At 40.2% G+C, this 20,790-nt stretch carries 16 protein-coding genes and 2 pseudogenes; 12 read left to right on the top strand and 6 right to left on the bottom strand.

What is annotated here, in order from left to right; translation table 11 throughout:
- The first annotated feature begins 209 nt into the window (after positions 1–209).
- The 3 genes from FD724_RS25665 (at position 210) to FD724_RS25655 (ending at position 3,677) form a co-directional block, all read left to right on the top strand.
- Complete coding sequence (locus FD724_RS25665) at positions 210–1,190, top strand: magnesium transporter CorA family protein (protein WP_179074532.1); 981 nt, start codon at positions 210–212, stop codon at positions 1,188–1,190.
- Positions 1,191–1,334: 144 nt separating this feature from the next.
- A complete protein-coding gene (locus FD724_RS25660) occupies positions 1,335–2,834 on the top strand; it encodes an acyl-CoA synthetase (protein ID WP_179074531.1) in 1,500 nt (499 codons plus the stop codon).
- 102 nt (positions 2,835–2,936) lie between these two features.
- Positions 2,937–3,677, top strand: a complete 741-nt coding sequence (locus FD724_RS25655) for an alpha/beta fold hydrolase (RefSeq protein ID WP_179074530.1) — start codon at positions 2,937–2,939, stop codon at positions 3,675–3,677.
- A 182-nt stretch (positions 3,678–3,859) separates the two neighbouring features.
- On the opposite strand, the gene FD724_RS25650 is transcribed toward FD724_RS25655, so the two are convergent.
- Together FD724_RS25650 and FD724_RS25645 are read right to left on the bottom strand one after the other, a co-directional pair.
- Positions 3,860–6,112, bottom strand: coding sequence for a DUF1796 family putative cysteine peptidase (locus FD724_RS25650; protein WP_179074529.1), 2,253 nt, complete (start codon positions 6,110–6,112; stop codon positions 3,860–3,862).
- Positions 6,113–6,467: 355 nt separating this feature from the next.
- Positions 6,468–7,261 (bottom strand): IS5 family transposase gene (locus FD724_RS25645; protein WP_179072334.1). Its coding sequence is split into 2 segments (ribosomal slippage): positions 6,468–6,922 and positions 6,922–7,261, totalling 795 coding nucleotides; the frame shifts between segments, so codons are not numbered across the junction.
- Between the two features lie 285 nt (positions 7,262–7,546).
- Here FD724_RS25645 and FD724_RS42135 point away from each other — a divergent pair.
- A pseudogene (locus FD724_RS42135) lies at positions 7,547–8,741 on the top strand (ISAzo13 family transposase).
- Here the strand turns inward: FD724_RS42135 and FD724_RS25635 are convergent.
- The 3 genes from FD724_RS25635 to FD724_RS25625 all read right to left on the bottom strand — a co-directional run bounded on the left by FD724_RS25635 (position 8,706) and on the right by FD724_RS25625 (position 11,607).
- On the bottom strand, positions 8,706–9,842 hold the full coding sequence (locus FD724_RS25635; protein ID WP_256874359.1) for an AAA-like domain-containing protein: 1,137 nt from the start codon (positions 9,840–9,842) through the stop codon (positions 8,706–8,708). The pseudogene FD724_RS42135 and the gene FD724_RS25635 overlap by 36 nt on opposite strands.
- Before the next feature lie 77 nt (positions 9,843–9,919).
- Entirely contained in the window at positions 9,920–11,260 is a 1,341-nt protein-coding gene (locus FD724_RS25630; protein ID WP_179071337.1) for a transposase, read from the bottom strand.
- Between the two features lie 68 nt (positions 11,261–11,328).
- Positions 11,329–11,607, bottom strand: a complete 279-nt coding sequence (locus tag FD724_RS25625) for a helix-turn-helix transcriptional regulator (protein ID WP_256874358.1) — start codon at positions 11,605–11,607, stop codon at positions 11,329–11,331.
- Between the two features lie 535 nt (positions 11,608–12,142).
- Between FD724_RS25625 and FD724_RS25620 the strand changes: the two genes are divergently transcribed.
- The 3 genes from FD724_RS25620 (at position 12,143) to FD724_RS25610 (ending at position 13,994) form a co-directional block, all read left to right on the top strand.
- Positions 12,143–12,385: a hypothetical protein gene (locus FD724_RS25620; protein ID WP_179074528.1), complete on the top strand. Its 243-nt coding sequence runs from the start codon at positions 12,143–12,145 to the stop codon at positions 12,383–12,385.
- A gap of 321 nt (positions 12,386–12,706) precedes the next feature.
- Positions 12,707–13,738, top strand: a complete 1,032-nt coding sequence (locus tag FD724_RS25615) for a hypothetical protein (RefSeq protein WP_179074527.1) — start codon at positions 12,707–12,709, stop codon at positions 13,736–13,738.
- A gap of 40 nt (positions 13,739–13,778) precedes the next feature.
- Positions 13,779–13,994, top strand: a complete 216-nt coding sequence (locus FD724_RS25610; protein WP_179074526.1) for a hypothetical protein — start codon at positions 13,779–13,781, stop codon at positions 13,992–13,994.
- Between the two features lie 687 nt (positions 13,995–14,681).
- Here the strand turns inward: FD724_RS25610 and FD724_RS41085 are convergent.
- A pseudogene (locus FD724_RS41085) lies at positions 14,682–14,956 on the bottom strand (IS4 family transposase); the annotation flags it as partial.
- Positions 14,957–15,630: 674 nt separating this feature from the next.
- Between FD724_RS41085 and FD724_RS25605 the strand changes: the two are divergent.
- The 5 genes from FD724_RS25605 (at position 15,631) to FD724_RS25585 (ending at position 20,676) form a co-directional block, all read left to right on the top strand.
- On the top strand, positions 15,631–16,347 hold the full coding sequence (locus FD724_RS25605; protein WP_179074525.1) for a heme oxygenase (biliverdin-producing): 717 nt from the start codon (positions 15,631–15,633) through the stop codon (positions 16,345–16,347).
- Between the two features lie 113 nt (positions 16,348–16,460).
- Complete coding sequence (gene hemN / locus FD724_RS25600) at positions 16,461–17,843, top strand: oxygen-independent coproporphyrinogen III oxidase (RefSeq protein ID WP_179074524.1); 1,383 nt, start codon at positions 16,461–16,463, stop codon at positions 17,841–17,843.
- 512 nt (positions 17,844–18,355) lie between these two features.
- Positions 18,356–18,634: a GlsB/YeaQ/YmgE family stress response membrane protein gene (locus FD724_RS25595; protein WP_179074523.1), complete on the top strand. Its 279-nt coding sequence runs from the start codon at positions 18,356–18,358 to the stop codon at positions 18,632–18,634.
- A 165-nt stretch (positions 18,635–18,799) separates the two neighbouring features.
- Positions 18,800–19,492, top strand: a complete 693-nt coding sequence (locus FD724_RS25590) for a manganese catalase family protein (protein WP_114083922.1) — start codon at positions 18,800–18,802, stop codon at positions 19,490–19,492.
- A gap of 443 nt (positions 19,493–19,935) precedes the next feature.
- A complete protein-coding gene (locus FD724_RS25585) occupies positions 19,936–20,676 on the top strand; it encodes a DUF3891 family protein (RefSeq protein WP_179074522.1) in 741 nt (246 codons plus the stop codon).
- Positions 20,677–20,790 lie beyond the last annotated feature (114 nt).

Genomic DNA, 20,790 nt, shown 5'->3' with positions numbered 1-20,790 from the left:
ATATTCCGAGGTAAAATATCACTAACACCAGAGAGCGTCCCAATTTGGCAAAATATAAGCCACTGATGCAAAAACCCTTTTAAATCCTCTTCCCTTTGTGTCCTTTGTGTCCTTTGCGGTTCGTTTTTTTAATCCTCCAGAGTAAGTCAACTAAATTATCGCTCAACATGAGTCACCGCATTTTTTCACGGTTCAATTAGGATGGCTATATGCTAATTCTCCTTACTTTTTATCCAGATAACCTGGAAATATTCACTCATAGGGATGTCGATACGGTGCTGAAAAGAATTGATGCTTCTCAGAATATTTGGTTACGCTGTGTTCAGTTCCGCGATCGCACTGGAACGGCTAAAATTATCAAGCACTTTGGACTCAATCCATCTCGTGTTAACATGATTTTCAACCATTCCCCTCTAGGAATTGATGAAGACGTAGAAGATTGTTTATTTGATAGCTATGAAATTCTAACTGCTCAAATAAAAAATAATGAGTTTGAGGTTGTGCGTGGCAACATTGTCGTTGGAAATAATTTTATTATATCTTTTGAAATCACTGAACTAAAAATCTTAAGTGTTCTAGCTAATAATCTCCAAAAACGAACTCTAGATATTCAAAAGCTAGGAATTGACTATCTTTTTTATTTAATCTTTAAAGATATTTTGAATAATTACGAAACTGTATTTACTTATATTTCTAGAAAACTTGATGATTTAGAAGATGAAGTTTTAGATAATTCCGGTGATGAATCAACGTATCAAAAAATTGCCACGATGAGGCAATCTACTCGTTCAGGACGGCGTAATTTTCAAAGCATCAAATTACTTATGGCTATTATGGATAATGAAGATTTCCAGTGGATCGGCCAGCCAGTAAAAGAACTATTCAATCAAGAATTGGTTCATCACGTTGATAAACTCTGGCAAGAATATCAAGCTATAAGAGCCTGGATGTCAGAATTAATGGAAATTCAACGTGATAATATTGCTAGTAAAACAGGTGAACGAATTAATCGCCTAACTATCCTCTCGACCGTATTCTTACCAATTACGTTCATGTCTGGTTTCTATGGTATGAACTTCAAATATATGCCGGAATTAGAGCAACCTTGGGCTTATCCTGCTGTAATCGGCGTAATGATCTTAATTGTGATTTGTAGTATTGCTTATGTTAAAAAACAACGTTGGTTGTAGCATTTATCAAGTTATAGGCTATTACTGGAATAGTAAAATTTACATCTCGTTTGGCTTTGCTATATGCTTTCTATTAAGTAGGACTTACGCATGTGCGTAAGTCCTATTAAGTAGACTGCATTAAACCTAAATCGGTAAATAAACGTGAATCTCCCATTGATTATTCGTGCTGAAGAACACAGCGAGAAAATAGCTATCACTACAACAGATGGATCATTTACCTATCGGGATTTGCTCCACACTTCCAGTCAAATAGCAACAAGTCTTCTTCAGAATACAGAAGATTTACAAGAGGAGCGAGTCGCCTTCCTCATCCCACCTGGATTTGAGTATGTAGCTACTCAATGGGGGATTTGGCGTGCTGGTGGCATAGCTGTACCTCTGTGTGTTTCCCATCCGCGCCCAGAATTGGAGTATGTAATTACCAATTCTGGAGCATCGATTATTGTTGCTCATCCTAATTTTGAGGGTATACTGCGTAGTTTACCGCCGCAGGCATCGCTCGCCGAAGAACACAATTTGCGATTTATCCTCACCTCAGAAACCCTTCCATCTAATATTGCTCGTCTCCCAGAAGTAGATATTACTAGACGCGCCTTAATTCTCTACACTAGCGGTACAACAGGTAAACCCAAGGGTGTAGTTACTACTCATCAAAATATTCAAGCGCAAGTGACTAGCTTAATCACCGCTTGGGAATGGACATCTAGCGATCGCATTTTACATATACTGCCACTACATCATATTCATGGAATTATTAACGTCCTGACTTGTGCTTTATGGGCTGGCGCGGAGTGCCATCTGTTGAGCAAATTTGACACCGAAACCGTTTGGAGACGAATTTGTGACGGTAACTTAACCCTATTTATGGCAGTACCAACGATTTATGTAAAGCTCATTACCGCTTGGGAAAATGCCTCTAAAGAACGCCAAAAAACCATGTCAGAAGGCTGTGCTAAGATGCGCCTGATGGTTTCCGGCTCGGCAGCGTTACCAGTTCAAGTTTTAGAAAAGTGGCAGAGTATTAGCGGCCATTTTCTGCTTGAGCGCTATGGAATGACTGAAATCGGTATGGCGCTATCGAACCCTTTACACGGTGAACGTTTGCCTGGATATGTAGGAAAGCCTCTACCTGAAGTTGAAGTGAGATTAGTAGATGAGAAGGGATTAGTCCCAACAGGAACACCAGGAGAAATCCAAGTTAAAGGCCCCGGAGTGTTTCTTGAATATTGGCAAAACCCCGAAGCAACCGCCAAAGCCTTTCAAGATGGCTGGTTTTGTACTGGAGATACCGCCGTCATTGAGAACGGTAGCTACCGCATTCTGGGACGGATGAGTGTGGATATTATCAAAACCGGAGGCTATAAAGTTTCAGCTTTGGAAATTGAAGAAGTATTGCGATCGCATCCAAATATTCAGGAATGTGCAGTAGTTGGAGTTGCAGATATAGAGTGGGGTGAACGGGTTTGTGCGGCGTTAGTATTGCAAGGGTCACAACCTTTAACATTAGAATCTTTCAGAAGTTGGGCAAAAGAGCGATTGGCTGTTTATAAAGTGCCAACCCAAATTTTGATAGTTGAAGAATTACCGCGCAATGCGATGGGGAAAGTTACTAAGCCGACAGTGGTTGAGCTATTTAAATAATAGCGATGCCCCTGTTTTTCAAAGCTAGCGGCAAAGCTTGTTGACAATTCTGCAATACGTGAGGTAGAAGATAAGCACAATTTAAAAAACTTAAATATAACTATGAGTCTTTTTTGTCTAGTTCATGGCGCTTTTCAAGGCGCTTGGTGTTGGGATTTGTTAATTCCTTATTTAGAAGCGCAAGGTCACAAAACAGTAGCAATGGATTTGCCAATTGAAGATGCGTCTGCAAGTTTATCGCAATTTGCAGATGTAGTATTGCAAGCCCTTCCAAAAACTAATGATGATATTGTCCTGGTTGGTCACTCAATGGCTGGTACTGTTATTCCCCTTGTTGCAGAAGTGCGCCAAGTACGTCAACTGGTATTCCTTACCGCGCTTATTCCATACCCAGGAACTAGTACACTTGAGCAATTTTCTCATCATCTCGATTCTGATAGCCTCAAATCATTAAATTACGAACCAAAAGAGTCACCTAAACTCGAACAATTTGATGATGAACCTTATATGTTTAATCCTGTTTCTGCTGGGAAGAACTTTTCAGATGAAGCAGTCTTGATGGAATTTTTTTATCAAGATTGTCAGCCGGATGTAATGCGCTGGGCACTCTCAAAAAGACGTTTGCAGCAATCAATGGCATATATTTTTGAGGTTAATCCCTTGAATGCTTTACCAAATGTAGAGTATAAATATATTTTTTGTACTGATGACCTGATAATCTCTCCTGCATGGTCACACTATGCTGCACGTAAGCGCTTGGGAGTTGATGCTATAGAACTGCCTGGAGGACATTGCCCACACTTGTCTCGTCCTGCTCATCTTGCCTCAGTATTAACTAAATGATCGCAAACCTTATTGTAGATAATCGTAGGTTGGGTGGAACGTACTGAAACCCAACAAATCCTCGAAAATGTTGGGTTTCGTTCCTCCACCCAACCTACGCAGTTTATGGTTTTTGACTGAATTAACAAATGCGATCGCCAAATCAACAAATGCGAACGCCGAATCAACAAATGCGAACGCTCCTACCTAATTTCCCACCCCTTCGGTATTTTCGGCGGACACCAAAAGAGGTTTTTACTAGACACACCAAGAGATTCCAGGATTCCTCGCATCACCTCTGTGCAATACATCCAATGCCCCAAATCGTCATACATGCGATCGGGATTAAACTCGACATTGTAGTGCAGCACATTGGGAAGGTCTAAAAACTCGTCATCGCCTTGAGGAGAAAGAAGCAAGAGATGAAATGGCTTCCCGTGGCATTGTTTTTCTAGCTTGTTGACTAAATCTATCACACCACCGCGATCGCTAATTCCTGTACGAACAAAAAGCACTTTGTCACAGTGCTGCAATGCGTACCAAAACCTTTCAGAACGTGCTGTGTATCGAACGCGCATCCGTTCATGGATGGGAGACATATCGTTGCTTGGATCGTCTGTCTCCTCGACTTCATGGGCAAAGGATAGACCCGACCACTTACTATGGTAGATTCTACCTGCATCGGGGCTGTAGTGCAGGAAGGCAGGATTCCACATATCATAAAAACCGTTTTCGATCGCATCCGCAACATCTGCAATATTAGTTGTGCGCGTTAGATCGAAGGGAAAAGCAGGACCATCATATTCCATTTTATATAGCATCATGCGGACGGCACAGCGATCGCCAAGGGGAAGAATTGCCACACGGCTGATATCCGATAACTGACATTTGTATTGGAAAAACACCGCAGACTTAGGTGGTGCTTTCACCCGGCTTTCTAGCCCATCTTTGCCAATCATCATGGTACGAAAGGGAATGTCGGGATGAAGTGGATCTTCATAAACACCCGATGGCATGGCTTTAAGGGCGTTGCAAACTTCCGTCCACATCGGTTGGATATTGTACTCGTTATCTGATTCGTTGATTATCCAGAGATGGCGTTCGTCTGCTTGCAAAATCCCCAGTTGCCCGTCATAGAACAAAACTTGTGAGTTGTTTGGCAAAAAAAGATTGAAGGCAGCGCTATATTCTAAGTCTGCGCCAGAGGGGATATTTACTGTAGTTGCGATCGCGCCATCCTCTACAGCCAAGAAAGGCAGCGTCCCCGTCTGGGTATTCTTCGCAATGTAAATACCTGATATCAATCCAGCCTTACTTTGCAGTGCAGTTTGTAGTTCCTGCCAATAGGGAGCGATCGTGTAGCTGTATGCCGATGAATTAACGATCCGTAAATGCTTCTCTTCCATACAGACAGAGACATGAAAGCCCGCATTGTCAAAGTAGATGGGAAATTCATTCGGTTGCTGGAAGCGTTGTTTTTCTTTTGCTAATGCGTCTTTGTTGATATCGAATAAATGGTGGTCGATCTGCTGATACATAAGGCTATGACCGACCGTGTTCGGGTGAGCCGGATCGAAGGATGTCCCCGCTTTCCATCGTCCTTGTCCATCATCTACAGCTGCCAACCAATCCAATACAGGTACGCCCCAACTGAGCATTCGTTTGTGTGTGTCTCGGATCAGCGAGTAATGTTCCAGGGAATAATCACCGTTGGGATAGACTCCGCCTAAAATCGGGATTGCTCCGATGTCGCGCGTCATTTTCACAAGCTGCTGCAAGCCACTTTCAAACCGCCGTTGTACCGCCCGCCGTTCGTGAGGGGGACAGTAGGCTAAACCTTCATTGCCTAAAGACAAGGCAATAATCACAATATCTGGTTTTTCTGGGGTGACAAACCAGGGGAATCGAGCGATCGTTCTGCTGACATTCGCCCCTACCTCCGATACATTTACCAGTTGATGCCCATATTTTTGCTCTAAAGCCTGTGCTAACAACCAGACCCAACCTTTCAAAAACCAGGCTTTATGACCTAATGCGACGGAACTGCCAATGACCACAATTTTGAGTCTCTCAGCCCTTTCTTCTACGGGCATCTTGACAGTTGATTTCTCAATGTATCCAAAGGGGTAAGGTTGTAAATAACCGAATGCACCATCATCCACAATAATCGTGCTGGAATGATCCTCAGAATCAATCGGTATCCATCGGTTTATATCTAGTAAGCTCTCCCATCGAGCATTGCCGTTGGCATCAAGGCGGACGTACTTGTATTCAACTCTCTGTTGACCGCCTGACTCTTGAATTTCAATATCTGTCCACCATAGAGGATAGCGATCGCCACTTGTACGCAGGTGGATACATTTTTTAATTTCCCACAGTCCCAACTCTGGAGTAGAACCGACCAGACCGATGGATTCACCTGTTTGCGTGTATGCACTGATCTGGAATCGATACATAGAGTTTATCCTGTTTTCGTGAGTACGATACCAAACAGTCAGGCTGAAATATTTAAATCTACTTTGACAATATCACATAGAATTCTTAAGAATCTGGTATGGATATTGTTAAGTATACTGAAACCTAATTAAAATTACCAAAGTTATCAGCAGCAAGGCTTTTAAACGATTAAATAGAATTTTTATAGAAGATTTTATACTTATTAAATAGACTATATTGGATTAAAAGTCTTTGCACAACTAAGAATAAATCAACGAAAGGATAAGATTAAGTTAAATTTTCCCTTCAACGTCCCACTTAAAATTTGTGTGCCTGTTCTTAGCACCTTTAAGAGACCATTTATAAAGTAAATCTTTAGACGGCTAGACGACGTAACATAATACGAGTCATAACGGCATATATGGCAGCTTCACTCATTTCAGTCAGGCGTTCGTAATCTTTACTCAAACGATGGTACTGGTTAAACCAACCGAATGTTCTTTCTACTACCCAACGCTTGGGTAAAACTTCAAATTCTTTATTAGTACGGCGCATGACCTCAACATGAGCTTGAATCATCAACCAAACAGCCAGCGCAAACTTATCGCCGTCATACCCCGAGTCAACCCACATGACTTCAACTTTTTCCAATAATTCTGGGCGTTCTTCCACCAGTTCCATCAAGGCATACGCTGCAAGCACTCTTTCAGGAGCATTGCCTTCGCTCACAATCACTTTGAGCAATAGCCCAAGGCTATCAACGATTGTTTGGCGTTTTCTTCCTTTGACTAACTTGCCACCATCAAAGCCGTACACATCCCCCTTTTTTCAGTCGTTTTTACCGACTGACTATCTGCTGCGATCGCACTTGGTTGTGTTGACCTACCTAATTTTATGCGAACTTGATCGCGCAGTGTATGGTTTAATTTTTCCCAAACTCCCTTGCGTTGCCATTTACGGTAATAGCTGTATACCGTTGAGCTTGGCGGGAAGTCCCCCGGAAGCATATTCCATTGACATCCAGTTTTCAAATGATAATAGATGGCATTGCATATTTCACGCATATCTGTTGTGCGTGGATGCCCTCCTTCTTTAGCTGGTGGAATCAAGGGAGCCAAGATTTCCCACTCTATATCAGTTAAATCTGTGGGGTAAGACTTTCGCGCCATACCGACTATCTATGTAAATACACTGCACATGAAGTATTTTATCGTTATCATAACTCCTTTCTCCTGGCTTTTAGATTTACTTTATAAATAGCCTCTAACTGTTGATTTGTAGCAAGCGATCGCAGAAAAAGGGACGAAATAACTCACAGGCGAGACTTGCTTTAAGATCATGCAGATGCACTAAGGGGCTTGCAAGAAAATAAAATACCAGTCATTCTAGAAGAATAGGAGGCGCGGATCTGCCCGCGTTTGCTCTGAATTTCTAGAATTGGAATCACAGGGTTCATGCTTACCGACACCATAAAATCTACCTTCAAAGATGCAGCCAAGAAACTAACTGGCAGCTGTAAAAGAGACTTCATGGCAAAAGTTACTGAAGATTACTTCGATAGTTCAGCACGCATTGCAGAAACAGTTTTAGGATGGAATCGCTCCTGTGTACAACTTGGCTTGCATGAACGGCGGACAGGGATAGTCTGTGTGGATAACTATCATGCAAGGGGACGACATAATAGTGTTGAGATTCTGCCCAATTTAGAAGCAGATATTTGTTCTTTGGTAGATGCTCAAGCCCAAGCAGATCCAAAATTTCAATCGACCTTTCTATATGCTCGTATCAGTGCCAGAGCGGTACGAGAAGCATTAATCAGTGAAATAGGTTATGACCACAGTCAATTGCCGTCTCGTCAAACTCTGGGGAAGATTCTTAATAGCTTGGGGTATCGCCTAAAAAAACACAAAAAACAAAGCCCTTGAAAAGATTCCGCAAACAGATGCCATTTTCGACAATGTGTTTCAGGAAAATCAGGCATCGGATGAGAATCCCAAATCGTTGCGAGTCTCTATCGATACTAAAGCCAAGGTGAAGATTGGCAATCTTTCCAGAGGTGGTAAAGCTCGGACACTGGAAGCAAAAGCTGCGGATGACCACGATACACAGTGGGAGGCAGTCTTAGTTCCTTTTGGCATTCTCAACACACACAGTGAAAAGCTTACGATTTACTTAGGTCAGTCGGCTGAAACCAGTGATTTTATTGTCGATTGTTTAACTGCTTGGTGGTATGAGAATCAACACGATTACCAAGATTATGATGAATGGGTAATTGACCTTGATGGTGGTGCAGCAACTCGCAGTAACCGCACACAGTTTATCAAACGTATGGTTGAACTGTCTCAAGCAATTAATTTAAGAATCCGACTGATTTACTATCCTCCGTACCATAGCAAGTACAATCCCATAGAGAGGTGTTGGGCAGCCCTAGAGAACTATTGGAATGGCGCAATTCTGGATTCGATTGAAGTTGCCATCAAGTGGGCTTCCAATATGACTTGGAAAGGGATTGCACCCATTGTTCACCGTGTTGAAGCAACCTATGAAAAAGGAATCAAGGTTCTCTCACAAGAGTTAGAACACTACCAAACCTTCTGGCAACCTTCCGAAACTCTACCTAAATGGGATATCACAATTTTCCCCGTTTAATTGGTATCTTATTTTCTTGCAAATCCCTAACCCCATTTTGTGTAGCTGGGAACCTTGCACAGCCTCACAATCTACAGGACTTGACTGTCTGACGATTTCTATAAACGATGGCAATAAATCGGGATAGCGTTGCAGGTTCCACCATTGCTGTTCTAGGTGGTCTGCATAGATAGCGGCTGCGATCGCAGAATTTTCTAAGAGTTCTTCTAGGGTTATTATCTGCTGCTGTAGGCAATAAAATGCTAACTGCAACCGATAGGGATGTCCAGCGATCAGGCGCTGGGTTTGTGACGAGCTTATCTCCTGTTCGCACCTATATGCTAGATCCTGCACCTGAGCAGGGTTAAACTCAGGTAACTCAATAACTAGCCCAGTATTCAAGAGAGAGGGCTCGATGGAGGGAGGCATGAGAATTTCAGTAGAATGAACCGTCACCAATCGCAGCTTGTGCCAAGAATTAATGTCTGCATCGGCTTCTTTGCCTTGCTCAGACCATGTTCGTAAAAGTAGGAGAAATTCACGAGCAACATCGGGGTAGGCAAAAAGCTGGTTGAGTTCATTGATCGCAATGACTAGAGGGCGATTCTCTCTTGAAGAAACTCCGCGCTCGAGGTTGGTTAAGATTACATCCTGGAAATAATCAGTGGCATTTGATTTACTGCCCAAGGAGTTATCCCAAAAACTAGCAATCTCATTTGGCAAGCTTAACTGCTTGCTGACTCTGGCACAGAACCATTGTAGGAAGCGTTCTAGATTCCGTAAAATCTCGTCGTTAGCAAGTTGCAAGTTCACGGAAACGGCGCGATTACCCTGGGAGTTAGCGTAAGCCAGGATGCGAGTCATTAGGGAAGTTTTGCCCATTTGCTTGGGGGCGCGGATGTTGATCAACGCACCGGGTTGCTGGATGGCTTCATAACAGAGGGATTCGAGAATGGGACGGTCAATGTAGAAGACTGAATCCAGGGGCATCTGCCCTCCTGGTAGGTTTGGGGAACGAGGGTATACATTGTCTGGCGAGTGTTCCATTTTGTGGGTTTGCCCTACACTGCTGCGAGAATCGTATACTGGTTCGATGCGATCGCAAACTTCAGCCCCGGACATTGAGCCAATCTCGTCAAAACTGTCTTGATGAGGCTCCAGATAAAAATAATCATCCTTTAACCAATACCTTTGCCAATTTACGAGGGTTCAACGCCTGTAGAAACGTTATGAATCCGTCCCAAAGAAGTAATCTTGGCAAAAATCTGGGTTAATAAAATAGGCTCAGGCATTTCCGGAAGCATTTTTAAGATTTCACGGACATATCGAAAACCACGATAATGAGTCTTCAGGTCAATAATGCCAGAGTCGGGATTAAGGAGACGAAAATCCAAGAGAAGATGATGGGACAAGTTGACCATGAAAAATGCTAAATTAACAGCATTAGTCACAGCAGTTTGGCTTAAGTTCATGAAATCTTCCAGTCCCCAAAACTGCTTGGCATCACGGAAATTAAACTCGATTTGGAAGCGCAATTTGTAGTAATCTATTATTTTTTCGTAGGACAACTTTAGGTCACTAGAAAATAGAATTACATGACTACGAGCATGAGTTTTAAGATTAATTTTAACTAAAATAACTACATTTAGTGCTTGGGCAAATTCCTTGTGAAGGAGAGTGCATTGATAAACATCAGTTTGAATTTCATCCTCTATGCTACTTTTACGCAAATACTTATCAGGTATGTTATGGTAGTCAATCTTATCACCGTATTTACGACGAGAGCGTTTATGGGAGTCAGGATGTTGATATGGGATATACAATGCAGAATCGTGGCGCAACTTAGAAATTATGTGTAAGTTAACAAGACGTGCCATCTGCAAAGCATTATTGTTACCAAAATGCCCATCTAGCACTAAGTAAGTAAGCGGCACAAATCCAGCTAATAATTTGAACAGCGAATTAATCATCTTTTGAATTCGCACTAATTCAGATGTTAAAATCACCTCGGCTTTATTCTTATTCTTACTTCCTTTTGGTCGTCCACGCTTACGTTTTTCTTTAGGCTTTATTTCTGAGGCTAATGTTGAACTACTTTTTTCTACATCGCTCTTAATCACCTGTTCTATTTGAATGGGAAATGAGTGCCTTTGTTCAACACTTACTAATGATAATGTAAAGAAAGACAGTCCTAATATCGGTTTACTTACTAGGCTGGAAAAAAATCTATCCAAACCATAAGTTTTTTTACCTGATTTACTCACTACAACTTCATCTCCTGCAAGCAAATACACCTCATTTGCACGGAATAAATGCTTACGGAAAAATAGCCAAAACAACGTCGCCCAAGGTATTACTGTCTGAAAGAATCTTAATATCGTCCGATAACTACCACCAGTGCCTGCCCAACGCGAGATTCCCAACATCGTGACTCGCCCGCTCATCGTTAACATAGCCAGGATTATTTGGTTAAATTGCCGCATTGTTGTCGCGTTGATCTGCGGTAGCAGGCATTGTAGCAGTGATAAGATATCAGGCATGGGCTGCTTGTAGTGTTTGATTTATCGTTGTGAGAGACAATAAATCTACTACGAAATGCCCTACCTCTTCATACTCTTATTTTGGCAATGGTATTGTTTAACAAGGTCATATTAAAGGCATTGAAGCAGCACTCCAAGGTTCGCTTATCAACTCCTACTGAGCCAGTAAAGACCTTACTGAGGGTATTGGGGGTTAAACCTGTTTTCTCACTTAGGTCTTCGAGAGTGTATCGTTTAAAGTTTTGCTCAATTTCTAACTGAGCTTTTGCCTGATTGAGTTTCCTTGAGCCTTGAGTTGTCAAAGTCGCACCCCGCCGCCGGAGATGATTTTTCGATTGTAATTGCATTTTTACTTGGAAATAAAGTATAAAAATGTGCTTAGTAATTTGCTTACTAAATATAGATAACTGATGCACTTTACAAATTTATGCAGTATGGTTACAAATCTTAAGTAGTTAGGCTATTGAGTAAAATTGGCACGTTGAGCCTATTGCCATTGGGTTTCTAAATTGGCAAATACAGTATCAGAATTACATTTTGCTTACAGTGACACCAATAATTTCGCACGACTACTTACGGATGCAATTCAAAAAAGTCTATTCTCAACGCGCCTGGGAGTCGGAGTTTGCTCTGGGAAAGGTAAACAGAAGCAAGCAAGTTCTTAACTTGGGGGTTTTTCCAAAGTTAACAACGCCGTTAAATGAATGGTTGCGAGGCACTTAAATTTTCGGTAGCTGAAACCAATATGGGGAATGGCTTTGGGGATTTGCTGGTGCTAAATCCTTAACTTTTTTCTTAAAGTTGTAAACCTTGGTAGTGTTAGGAATCGGGAATCTGTAGTGTTGATTCATATCAAGCTAATATTAGCCTTCTGGAGGTTGTATGACTTTTCTAATTCCTAATGAAAATAGCCAACCCAATCCTAGTCCTCACGACACTAACCCAATTGAAAGCCAAATTATGGCAATGACTACCAAAGAAGATTTGCAGCAAGAATTAGACTCAGTTCGCGCTAATTACCAAAAATGGCAAGCCAAAGACGATCAGACTGCAATAACAACACAAACTAGACTGGCGCAAATTATTCATCTCCGTGCTAATCACATAGGAATTCAACTAACGTAACAGTAGCAATCCTAAATCATTCGTGAATAACAAGCTCTGCAACCTCTCAAAGAAATCACAGAACTGAACAAGGGCGGTTTTAACAACTCATTTAGGATTGCTATATACCACTAAATACTATTAATGGCTCTTAACCTTGTAATCGATTAAAAATATACATAGGGTTAGAATTACTTGAAGGAAGTTTTCATTTGACACTACTTCGCCAATTTACGAGGGTGAGTTGATGTATTAACTTCTTTTTGTCTAAGGCTTGGCAAAGATAATAAATCCTAAAATTTGCTCCAAGGTTTCCTGCAAGATTAATCTAATTAACAATTTATGAGACCTAAAGTTAAAGTTTTACTTGCTTTAATTCCCTTTTCCTTTATCCTTGGCAGTTGCCAAAAAGAAGACTTATCAGCAGCTAAATCATTTGGTGATTTATCCCAATCTTTAGCAATTGCCAACGAAACAATATCGGCTGATATTTATGCTTCCTGCGCCCGATCCGCAACTTGGGAAGCTTTGGGAACACAGCAAAGTAGAATAAATAGCAAAGAACGTTTGGATAAATGCGACGAAATTTACCTTCCGAATTCACAAAATACTGAAATAGCTGGCAGCGTTTTAGTCAACTATGTTGCGGCAGTTGGAAATTTAGCCACTGAAAATGATAACGGCTTTACTCCTCAGTTAAATAAAATTTCAGACGGTTTAGGAAAGCTTAATATTGATGAAAATGCTCGCACAGCAGGGGTTAAAATTGCTGACTTTATTACTAATCTTCTAGTTACGGATTTTCGGCGAGATAACTTGAAAGTTGCTATTGTTTGCACAGATCAAGATATTCAGAAATATTCTACTGAACTGTCCGATTTCATTGAATCATCTTATGTAAAGTATTTGCTCAATGCAGAAATTACGCAGATTCATGAAAATTATGGTTTCTACATAAGTGAGGTCAATATAAGATTACTAAAATTATCAAACCTAGAAGATAATCTACAAGATTTTAGCACACTTCAGGCACAACAGACTTTATTAGAGGCAGAAGAACGAGCAGAAATTACAAAGGTAATTGAACGTAAAAAACAGGGTTCAGCCTACGTAGCTGCTATTCGTTCTACCGCAGAATTTCACCGCAAATTGAAGCGTATTTTCAATAAAGATCGGGAAGAACTCTCATCAGACCAAATTCAAAAATGCAATAAATATCGCTCTAAAAAGGAAAGCCTAAGTTTTCAAAATACCGAGAAAGAATATGATGTTTGGAATCAAGAAATTACCACATCAGAGTTAAAGCAAGCCAAGAAAGTAACCAAGGAATACATTGACAAAGTTACTCCTCTATTTAATGAGATTCAAGATTAATTATTAAGTCAACCGTTTGTAAATAAAAGAAAGAGGACTTATGACTACTGAACTAAATATAGATCATTTAAAAGAGATTCATGATCAACTAACTAATACAATTAAATTTCTCAGTGAAGAGGCTGGCAAAGCTCGTGACGATGGGAGAATTGATCGCACAAAATTTACACAGGCAAAAGATGAATGGGGCAAGTTGGAAACCAAAGCAATTGAACTACAGGGTTTGATCGACAGGGCAAACGCATCTAAAGTATAAGAATCCTTTAATAGCAAGGGTTTTGGCGTTTTTTAATTTAGCCTATTTTTTCATCAAGATCCTTGCCCAGCAAGGGTTTCAGAAATCCCGTGCGTTCGCCCTGGTTTGATCGATGGGGTAAAACTAGGTTCTATACTCAATAACGATGTTAATAGTTCTTACTCACAAATTCTGAGTGCCACAAATAGCCTACAAGAAGCTGCTAAAAAGATTGAGAAGTTTGGAGATTTTTTATCAGAAATAACTAAAGTTATTAATATTGTTACTAGCACCATCAAGGCTATTAAACCGGTGGGCTTCTGACCTCGCGGGGATATAAAAAGGGCTAGGATGCAGATATAATAATAAGCCTCATAGCCCTCTATCCTTGCTGGTAGTACTTACACTTATTAGGACTTAATCTCAATAATTCAGTGACTAACTCATAAGAATTTTCCATGAAATTGACTCAATTGTGGTCATGAAGACCAATATAAAAACTACTATGTCGTCGAACAATCCGCTTAGATTTTTTAACAGGGCGAACGCACGGGATTTCTGAAACCCTTGCTGGGCAAGGATCTTGATGAAAAAATAGGCTAAATTAAAAAACGCCAAAACCCTTGCTATTAAAGGATTCTTATACTTTAGATGCGTTTGCCCTGGATTTTTTAATTCAACTGACATATTTTTGAACACCTATACGTTTAATTTTTTGGACAGAAAATATATTTCTAGCCAGCTTTTAATAATTGGGAACCCAATCTCTTCAACATTTATATAAGTTAAAGATAAAAATCGTTGGTTTTTCTTTCTTCTATTTTCAAATAATATTGGTATGGGTAAACTAGTAGCCAATGCTTCAAGGCTTACAGTTTTATTGATTGTAATAAATTAATCAGAATTTTTAATAATAAATATTCTGCAAGCTCAAGTTCCCGTTTCAAATGTTTTTCGTAAAAATCAGGTAAATTGTGTAACAGTTATAAAATTCGAGTGAAGAGATTTCCAAAGTAGACTTGTAAATTCAGTTGATGTATACAGTTACCAGTTAATGAACTGTCCCTCTCAATGATTCAGCATCAACGGGTTTGATTAGATAAGTCTGCAATAGATACCCAACAATGGAGGCTATCAAGGGTAATTTTTGGCATAATTTTACAATTGATGAGCATAGCTTGCCGCCGTGGCATCGCTCTTATTAATCTCTGTTATTCTCAAATTAAGATTGCAACATTGCTCTAAATAGTTGCAAAAACTCTGGATGATTTGTATCCAAAATCAGGGAAAATGCTCGTGCAGCTGTGTTATTCGTCTCTTCAATGACTTTGGTATTAAAGAATGCGATCGTTTCAGCAGAGTTAAAATGCCTATTGCAAAATCAGTTTTGTTACTACTCAACTGAAATATGCCTGAACATGAGTATCAGAAAAACATAAATAAATACTAATATCTTTGATAGTTATATATGAATTAATAGTTAAATAATCTTAGGAGAAATAAAAATACCTGGATTTACATCGGCAGTGGTACTTGCTGGATAGACTGATGCAGATCCTCTCTAAACCTAGAATAACAATCTTTTAGCTGGAATTGGCAGGCATCCTAAGTCGGTGGCTGTCCAGAAACCTTGCGCTTGAAAATGAAGGAAGCAACAATGAGTAGCAATCTCGCCATCAAACTGCGTTCTGGAACTCAACAAGCCCACACATCAGCAGAAAATGTTGGATTCATGAAATGTTTTCTACAAGGAGTGGTGGATAGAGACTGCTTTGCCAAGTTCTTAAGTAACTTGTATTACGTCTACAGCCAATTAGAAGCGGCGTTAGATAGCCATGTAAAGCATCCTGTAATTAGTGCGGTTTACTTTCCTGAACTTAATCGCCAATCCTCGCTCGAAAAAGACATGGTGTTCTATTATGGGGATAATTGGCGAGAGCAAATTACACCCTCACCTGCTGCTCAAAAGTATATTGACCGCATTCGGGAAATTTCTGCTAGTGAACCGACTTTATTGCTAGGTCATGCCTACACTCGCTACATGGGCGATCTTTCTGGGGGTCAAATGCTACAAAAAGTTGCTCAATCAGCCCTGAAGCTTTCTGGCTATGAAGGCACGTCCTTTTACAATTTTGAGCAAATTTCTGATAAAAAGGCATTTAAGGATAAGTATCGTCAGGTATTAAACGCGCTACCTATTGATGATGCAACAGCAGAACGGATTGTTGCAGAAGCTAATAATGCCTTTGGATTTAATTTGCTAATGGCTCAAGAGTTAGAGGGAAGTCTAATTAAAGCACTCGGCCAAGTCCTGTTTAATAGTCTAACTCGTTCCCAGAATTCAGGTAGTACTGAAATAGGTGCGGCTAATTAAGTTTGTCATTTGTCATTGGTCATTTGTCATTGGTCATTGGTCATTGGTCAATAGTTCTTGCTCCTCTACTCCCTATTCCCCTTCGCTTCACACATTCATTGGAAAGCAACTCAATGGTTTTTTTATTACCTGGTGTTAAGTTCGATCTGGATCTGATTCAAAAGTACGACACTCGCGCACCTAGATATACTAGTTACCCGCCCGCTACAGAGTTAAGCGAAACATTCACTGAAACTGATTTTAAGGCCGCGATCGCAGCATCGAATCAACGCCAAACTCCTATGAGTTTATATTTCCACATCCCCTTTTGCCAAAGTGCTTGCTACTTCTGCGGCTGTAACACAGTAATTTCCAACAACAAGAATATTGCTAAACCTTATGTGGAGTCTTTGGTTCAAGACATCAAAAACACCGCAGCTTTAATCGATCCAGACAGAAAAGTGCTGCAAATCCATTGGGGAGGCGGTACTCCTAATTACTTGGATCATCACCAAGTAGAATTTTTATGGAAAAACATCAATCGCTATTTCAACATTGATCCACAAGCAGAAATCTCAATTGAGATTAATCCTCGCTATATCGATAAAAACTACATTTTCTTTCTCAGAGAGATTGGGTTTAACCGCATTAGTTTCGGCATTCAGGATTTTAATAACCAAGTTCAAGTAGCTGTAAATCGTGTTCAGCCAGAAGAAATGCTCTTTGATGTCATGAGTTGGGTGAAAGAAGCTAAGTTTGAAAGTGTGAATGTCGACCTAATTTATGGTTTACCCTATCAAACCCGCGAGACATTTCAAGAAACGGTGAAGAAGACAATTGAGTTAGATCCTGACCGAATTGTTGTTTTTAACTTTGCCTATGTTCCCTGGCTCAAACCGGCGCAAAAAAATATTCCTCAAGAAGCGCTACCACCAGCCGAAGAAAAGTTAGATATTCTGAAAATGACTATTGAAGAATTGACGAGTAACCAATATTTATTTATTGGAATGGATCACTTTGCGAAAACTAATGACGAACTAGCGATCGCTCAACGCAATGGCACTCTTAAGCGTAATTTTCAGGGCTACACTACCCACGCGGAGACAGAATTGTTTGGCTTTGGTTCTACATCCATCAGTATGCTAGAAGATGCTTATGCTCAAAATCACAAGGAATTAAAAGATTACTATCAGACAATTGCATCGGGTAATTTACCTGTTAGCAAAGGTGTCAAGCTTAGTCAAAATGATATTATCAGAAGGGATGTAATCATGGGTATTATGTCTCACTTTCAGTTACACAAGCAAGATATTGAAAACAAATATCAAATCAACTTTGATGAATATTTCTCTGAGGAGCTAGAGGCATTAAAACCGCTAGAAGCTGATGGTCTGGTCAGTTTATCAAAAAATCAGATCCAGATTACAGACATCGGTCGATTACTAGTCAGAAATATTGCTGTTGTATTTGATACCCACACAAAAATGCGAGAGACAAAATTCTCTCGTGCTATTTAAAACAGCCGCAAATCATTGGTGAAATTTTGCAGCCTTTAGATCCCCGATTTATTAAAGAAATTGGGGATCTAGTTTTTCACCATCACATTTAATTTTTAAATAAAAATGTACAAAATCAAATTCATTAAATATTAATTTTCCAACTTGATAGACAAAAACTTTTCATGCATCTCTAAAAAGTTAGATTATGTAATTATATCTTCAGATAGATATATCAAATTTAGATTACCGATATTTATAATAAACCGAAAAATATGTTATGTTCATCGACCTCGTTATTTAACTAGTAAAGCTTAATAGAAGAATACAAGAGATTTAATAATCTATTATTTATTTGGCTGCCAAAAAATCGTTGAGCATTTTCATGCTATAAACGTCAAATGGCAATTTCCATCTAATTTGTATGTAAACTCTTTTGTCTAACTTTTGGATTTAGCATTTATCCCATCTGGTAGAAAGAATTCTGAATCAGAGTTGATAACTTAGATAGAAGTGAGATTGTTGAGGCAGTTATGAGTATTATTGCTTGGGTAGTTTTAGGACTTTTGGCAGGTGCGATTGCTAAAGCTATTTATCCTGGCTATCAAAGTGGTGGAATTCTCTCCACAATGATTTTAGGTATCATTGGTGCTTTCGTCGGTGGAAGTCTCTTTACCCTGTTGCGAACAGGAACTCTGCAAATTACTGCGGCTGGCACTGGTTTAACTCTTCCAGGTATTTTGGTGGCTGTGCTTGGTGCAATTGTTGCCATTTATCTATGGGGATTAATTAGAAGAAGCAGCAATGCCTAATCGCTGATTGGTAGTTATCAACACTCACACGATCGCTGTATTTTATTGGTCTTATAGTTTCCCAGGTAGAGAAGCTATAAAACATCAAATTAGCTCTCTGTGGAACAATCCTAAAAGACCATTCAATCCCTTCTGTAACATCATATTTTTTGGAAGTGTAAATCTATGTTTTTTCACAAAAAAGAGCCTATTCATGCAGTTAACGTTAGTGAACCAAACCCTCGTTTTGCTCAATTACTTCTAGAGCAGTTTGGCGGAGCTACTGGAGAACTTAGTGCAGCTTTACAATATTGGGTGCAATCATTCCATGTTGAAAATGCTGGAATTAAAGATATGCTCCAAGACATTGCAATCGAGGAATTCAGCCATTTAGAAATGGTTGGTAAACTGATTGAGGCTCATACCAAAAATGTGGATCAAACAGAGGCTTATAAGAGTACTCTCTTTGCAGTTCGCGGGATTGGGCCTCATTTTCTAGATAGTCAGGGTAATGCTTGGACTGCAAGTTACTTGAATGAAGGTGGAGATGTAGTCCGTGATTTAAGGGCTAATGTTGCAGCAGAAGCCGGCGCTCGTCAGACTTACGAAGAGTTAATTAAGTTGGCAACTGACAAAGGAACCCAAGAAACTTTAGTCCATCTGTTAACACGAGAAATTTCTCATACCCAGATGTTTATGAAAGCTCTAGATTCACTGGGTAAGTTGACAGATCCGTTCTTTGGTAATATTAAGCCAGATGAAACTGTTGCTCTTTACTACAACCTATCTACAAACGGTAATGGTAAAGATGAGCGTGGCCCTTGGAATTCTGAGCCAACATTCAAATACGTTGCTAATCCCCTAGAAAGCCACTCTTAGAAGTTTGTTGAAAAGTATTTACCTGTGATTTTGGGTACTTATTGATCTCCCCTAACCCTCCCCTTTTTTAGGCTACAGGGTACACACATCTCTCTACAAAACCAAAATGTAGTAGATACTCCAAAATTCTCCTTAGAAAGGAGGATTTTGAGAGGTTTTTGCCCCTAAAAAAGGGGGCATCTAACCAAAAATCTTCACTGTTCCCTGTTTCCTCGACCGAAGGTTAGTGAACAACTATACTCCCGATTTCTTAAAGAAGTTGGGAGTATTGGCTACATATCTCTGCGTTATGAAGGATGGACTATATTGCACTCAAATTAAAATGGGTGTAAATCATAAGTCACACTGAAAAAGTCAGAGCGATCGCCTCTTCAATATCTAGCCCGACGTTTCTGAATTCACATTCAACTCAAAATCAAAACTAACAATCAGGAGATTAATTTGTGATTGTCAACGCTACGCCAAATGGTTGGGAAGTCATTTACCATCGTGCCCATGCTTTATTAGCAGCTCAACTGGCGGGGCAATGGCGACGTAAAGATGCGCCAGTAAGATTGTATGAAACCATCGCTGCAATTTCTCATCACGATGATTTAGAGAAAGAGTGGGAAGAAGATATTCTGACTGAAGCCGGTGCGCCAAAGGACTTCATGCTGTCCTCAAATGCCGATGTAGATGCTGAGGTACAGAAATTGGCTGATTTGGCAAAGAATGCCCTTTACCGTGGACGATGGGTAGCTTTATTAATTTCCATGCACATCAGCCGTCTAAATGAGGGAAGCCGGGGTAAGGGTTCCAAACTAGACAAACTTTTGGATGAGCAACTTCAAAACCAGCAACGTTGGCGGAAGGAACTGGGGATAAAAAAGGAGGAAGTTGATGCAGCTTATGCGTTTATGCAGTGGTGCGATCGCCTTTCTCTCATCTTATGTCAGCAAGAACTACCTGACGATGAGCGGTTTTTAGAAATTAGCAAGGGCCCTGAAGGTGAGCGCTATGACATCATGCAGCGCAGTGATAACTTGGTTGTTGTCAAACCCTGGCCCTTCCAAGATGATAAATTCACGGTCAATGTTGAAGCCTGCGACCTTTCCCAGGTAAAATTTGAGAGCAGTGCCCAACTAACTCAAGCGCTACAAGAAGCTCCCATCAAGGTACTTGAGTGGACATTCGTTAAGAGTTAGTACAGATTAGAATTTAAGAGCAATCCAGCGAATATTAGACAATTTATCTCTAAAAAAGAGCCAGAGAATTAACACTCTCTGGCTCAATGCTGGAGACAAAAGAATCATCAAATA

Origin of the sequence: Nostoc sp. C057 (genome assembly GCF_013393925.1) — a bacterium.
Lineage (GTDB): Bacteria > Cyanobacteriota > Cyanobacteriia > Cyanobacteriales > Nostocaceae > Nostoc > Nostoc muscorum_A.
This window is presented reverse-complemented; position numbering and strand designations above follow the sequence as displayed.

Coding starts and splice junctions, on each gene's coding strand:
- FD724_RS25650 (WP_179074529.1), bottom strand. CDS start 6,112: ATGTATCGATTCCAGATCAGTGCATACACGCAAACAGGTGAATCCATC.
- FD724_RS25590 (WP_114083922.1), top strand. CDS start 18,800: ATGTTTTTTCACAAAAAAGAGCCTATTCATGCAGTTAACGTTAGTGAA.
- FD724_RS25605 (WP_179074525.1), top strand. CDS start 15,631: ATGAGTAGCAATCTCGCCATCAAACTGCGTTCTGGAACTCAACAAGCC.
- FD724_RS25620 (WP_179074528.1), top strand. CDS start 12,143: ATGACTTTTCTAATTCCTAATGAAAATAGCCAACCCAATCCTAGTCCT.
- FD724_RS25625 (WP_256874358.1), bottom strand. CDS start 11,607: ATGCAATTACAATCGAAAAATCATCTCCGGCGGCGGGGTGCGACTTTG.
- FD724_RS25635 (WP_256874359.1), bottom strand. CDS start 9,842: ATGTCCGGGGCTGAAGTTTGCGATCGCATCGAACCAGTATACGATTCT.
- FD724_RS25655 (WP_179074530.1), top strand. CDS start 2,937: ATGAGTCTTTTTTGTCTAGTTCATGGCGCTTTTCAAGGCGCTTGGTGT.
- FD724_RS25610 (WP_179074526.1), top strand. CDS start 13,779: ATGACTACTGAACTAAATATAGATCATTTAAAAGAGATTCATGATCAA.
- FD724_RS25595 (WP_179074523.1), top strand. CDS start 18,356: ATGAGTATTATTGCTTGGGTAGTTTTAGGACTTTTGGCAGGTGCGATT.
- FD724_RS25630 (WP_179071337.1), bottom strand. CDS start 11,260: ATGCCTGATATCTTATCACTGCTACAATGCCTGCTACCGCAGATCAAC.
- FD724_RS25615 (WP_179074527.1), top strand. CDS start 12,707: ATGAGACCTAAAGTTAAAGTTTTACTTGCTTTAATTCCCTTTTCCTTT.
- hemN (WP_179074524.1), top strand. CDS start 16,461: ATGGTTTTTTTATTACCTGGTGTTAAGTTCGATCTGGATCTGATTCAA.
- FD724_RS25665 (WP_179074532.1), top strand. CDS start 210: ATGCTAATTCTCCTTACTTTTTATCCAGATAACCTGGAAATATTCACT.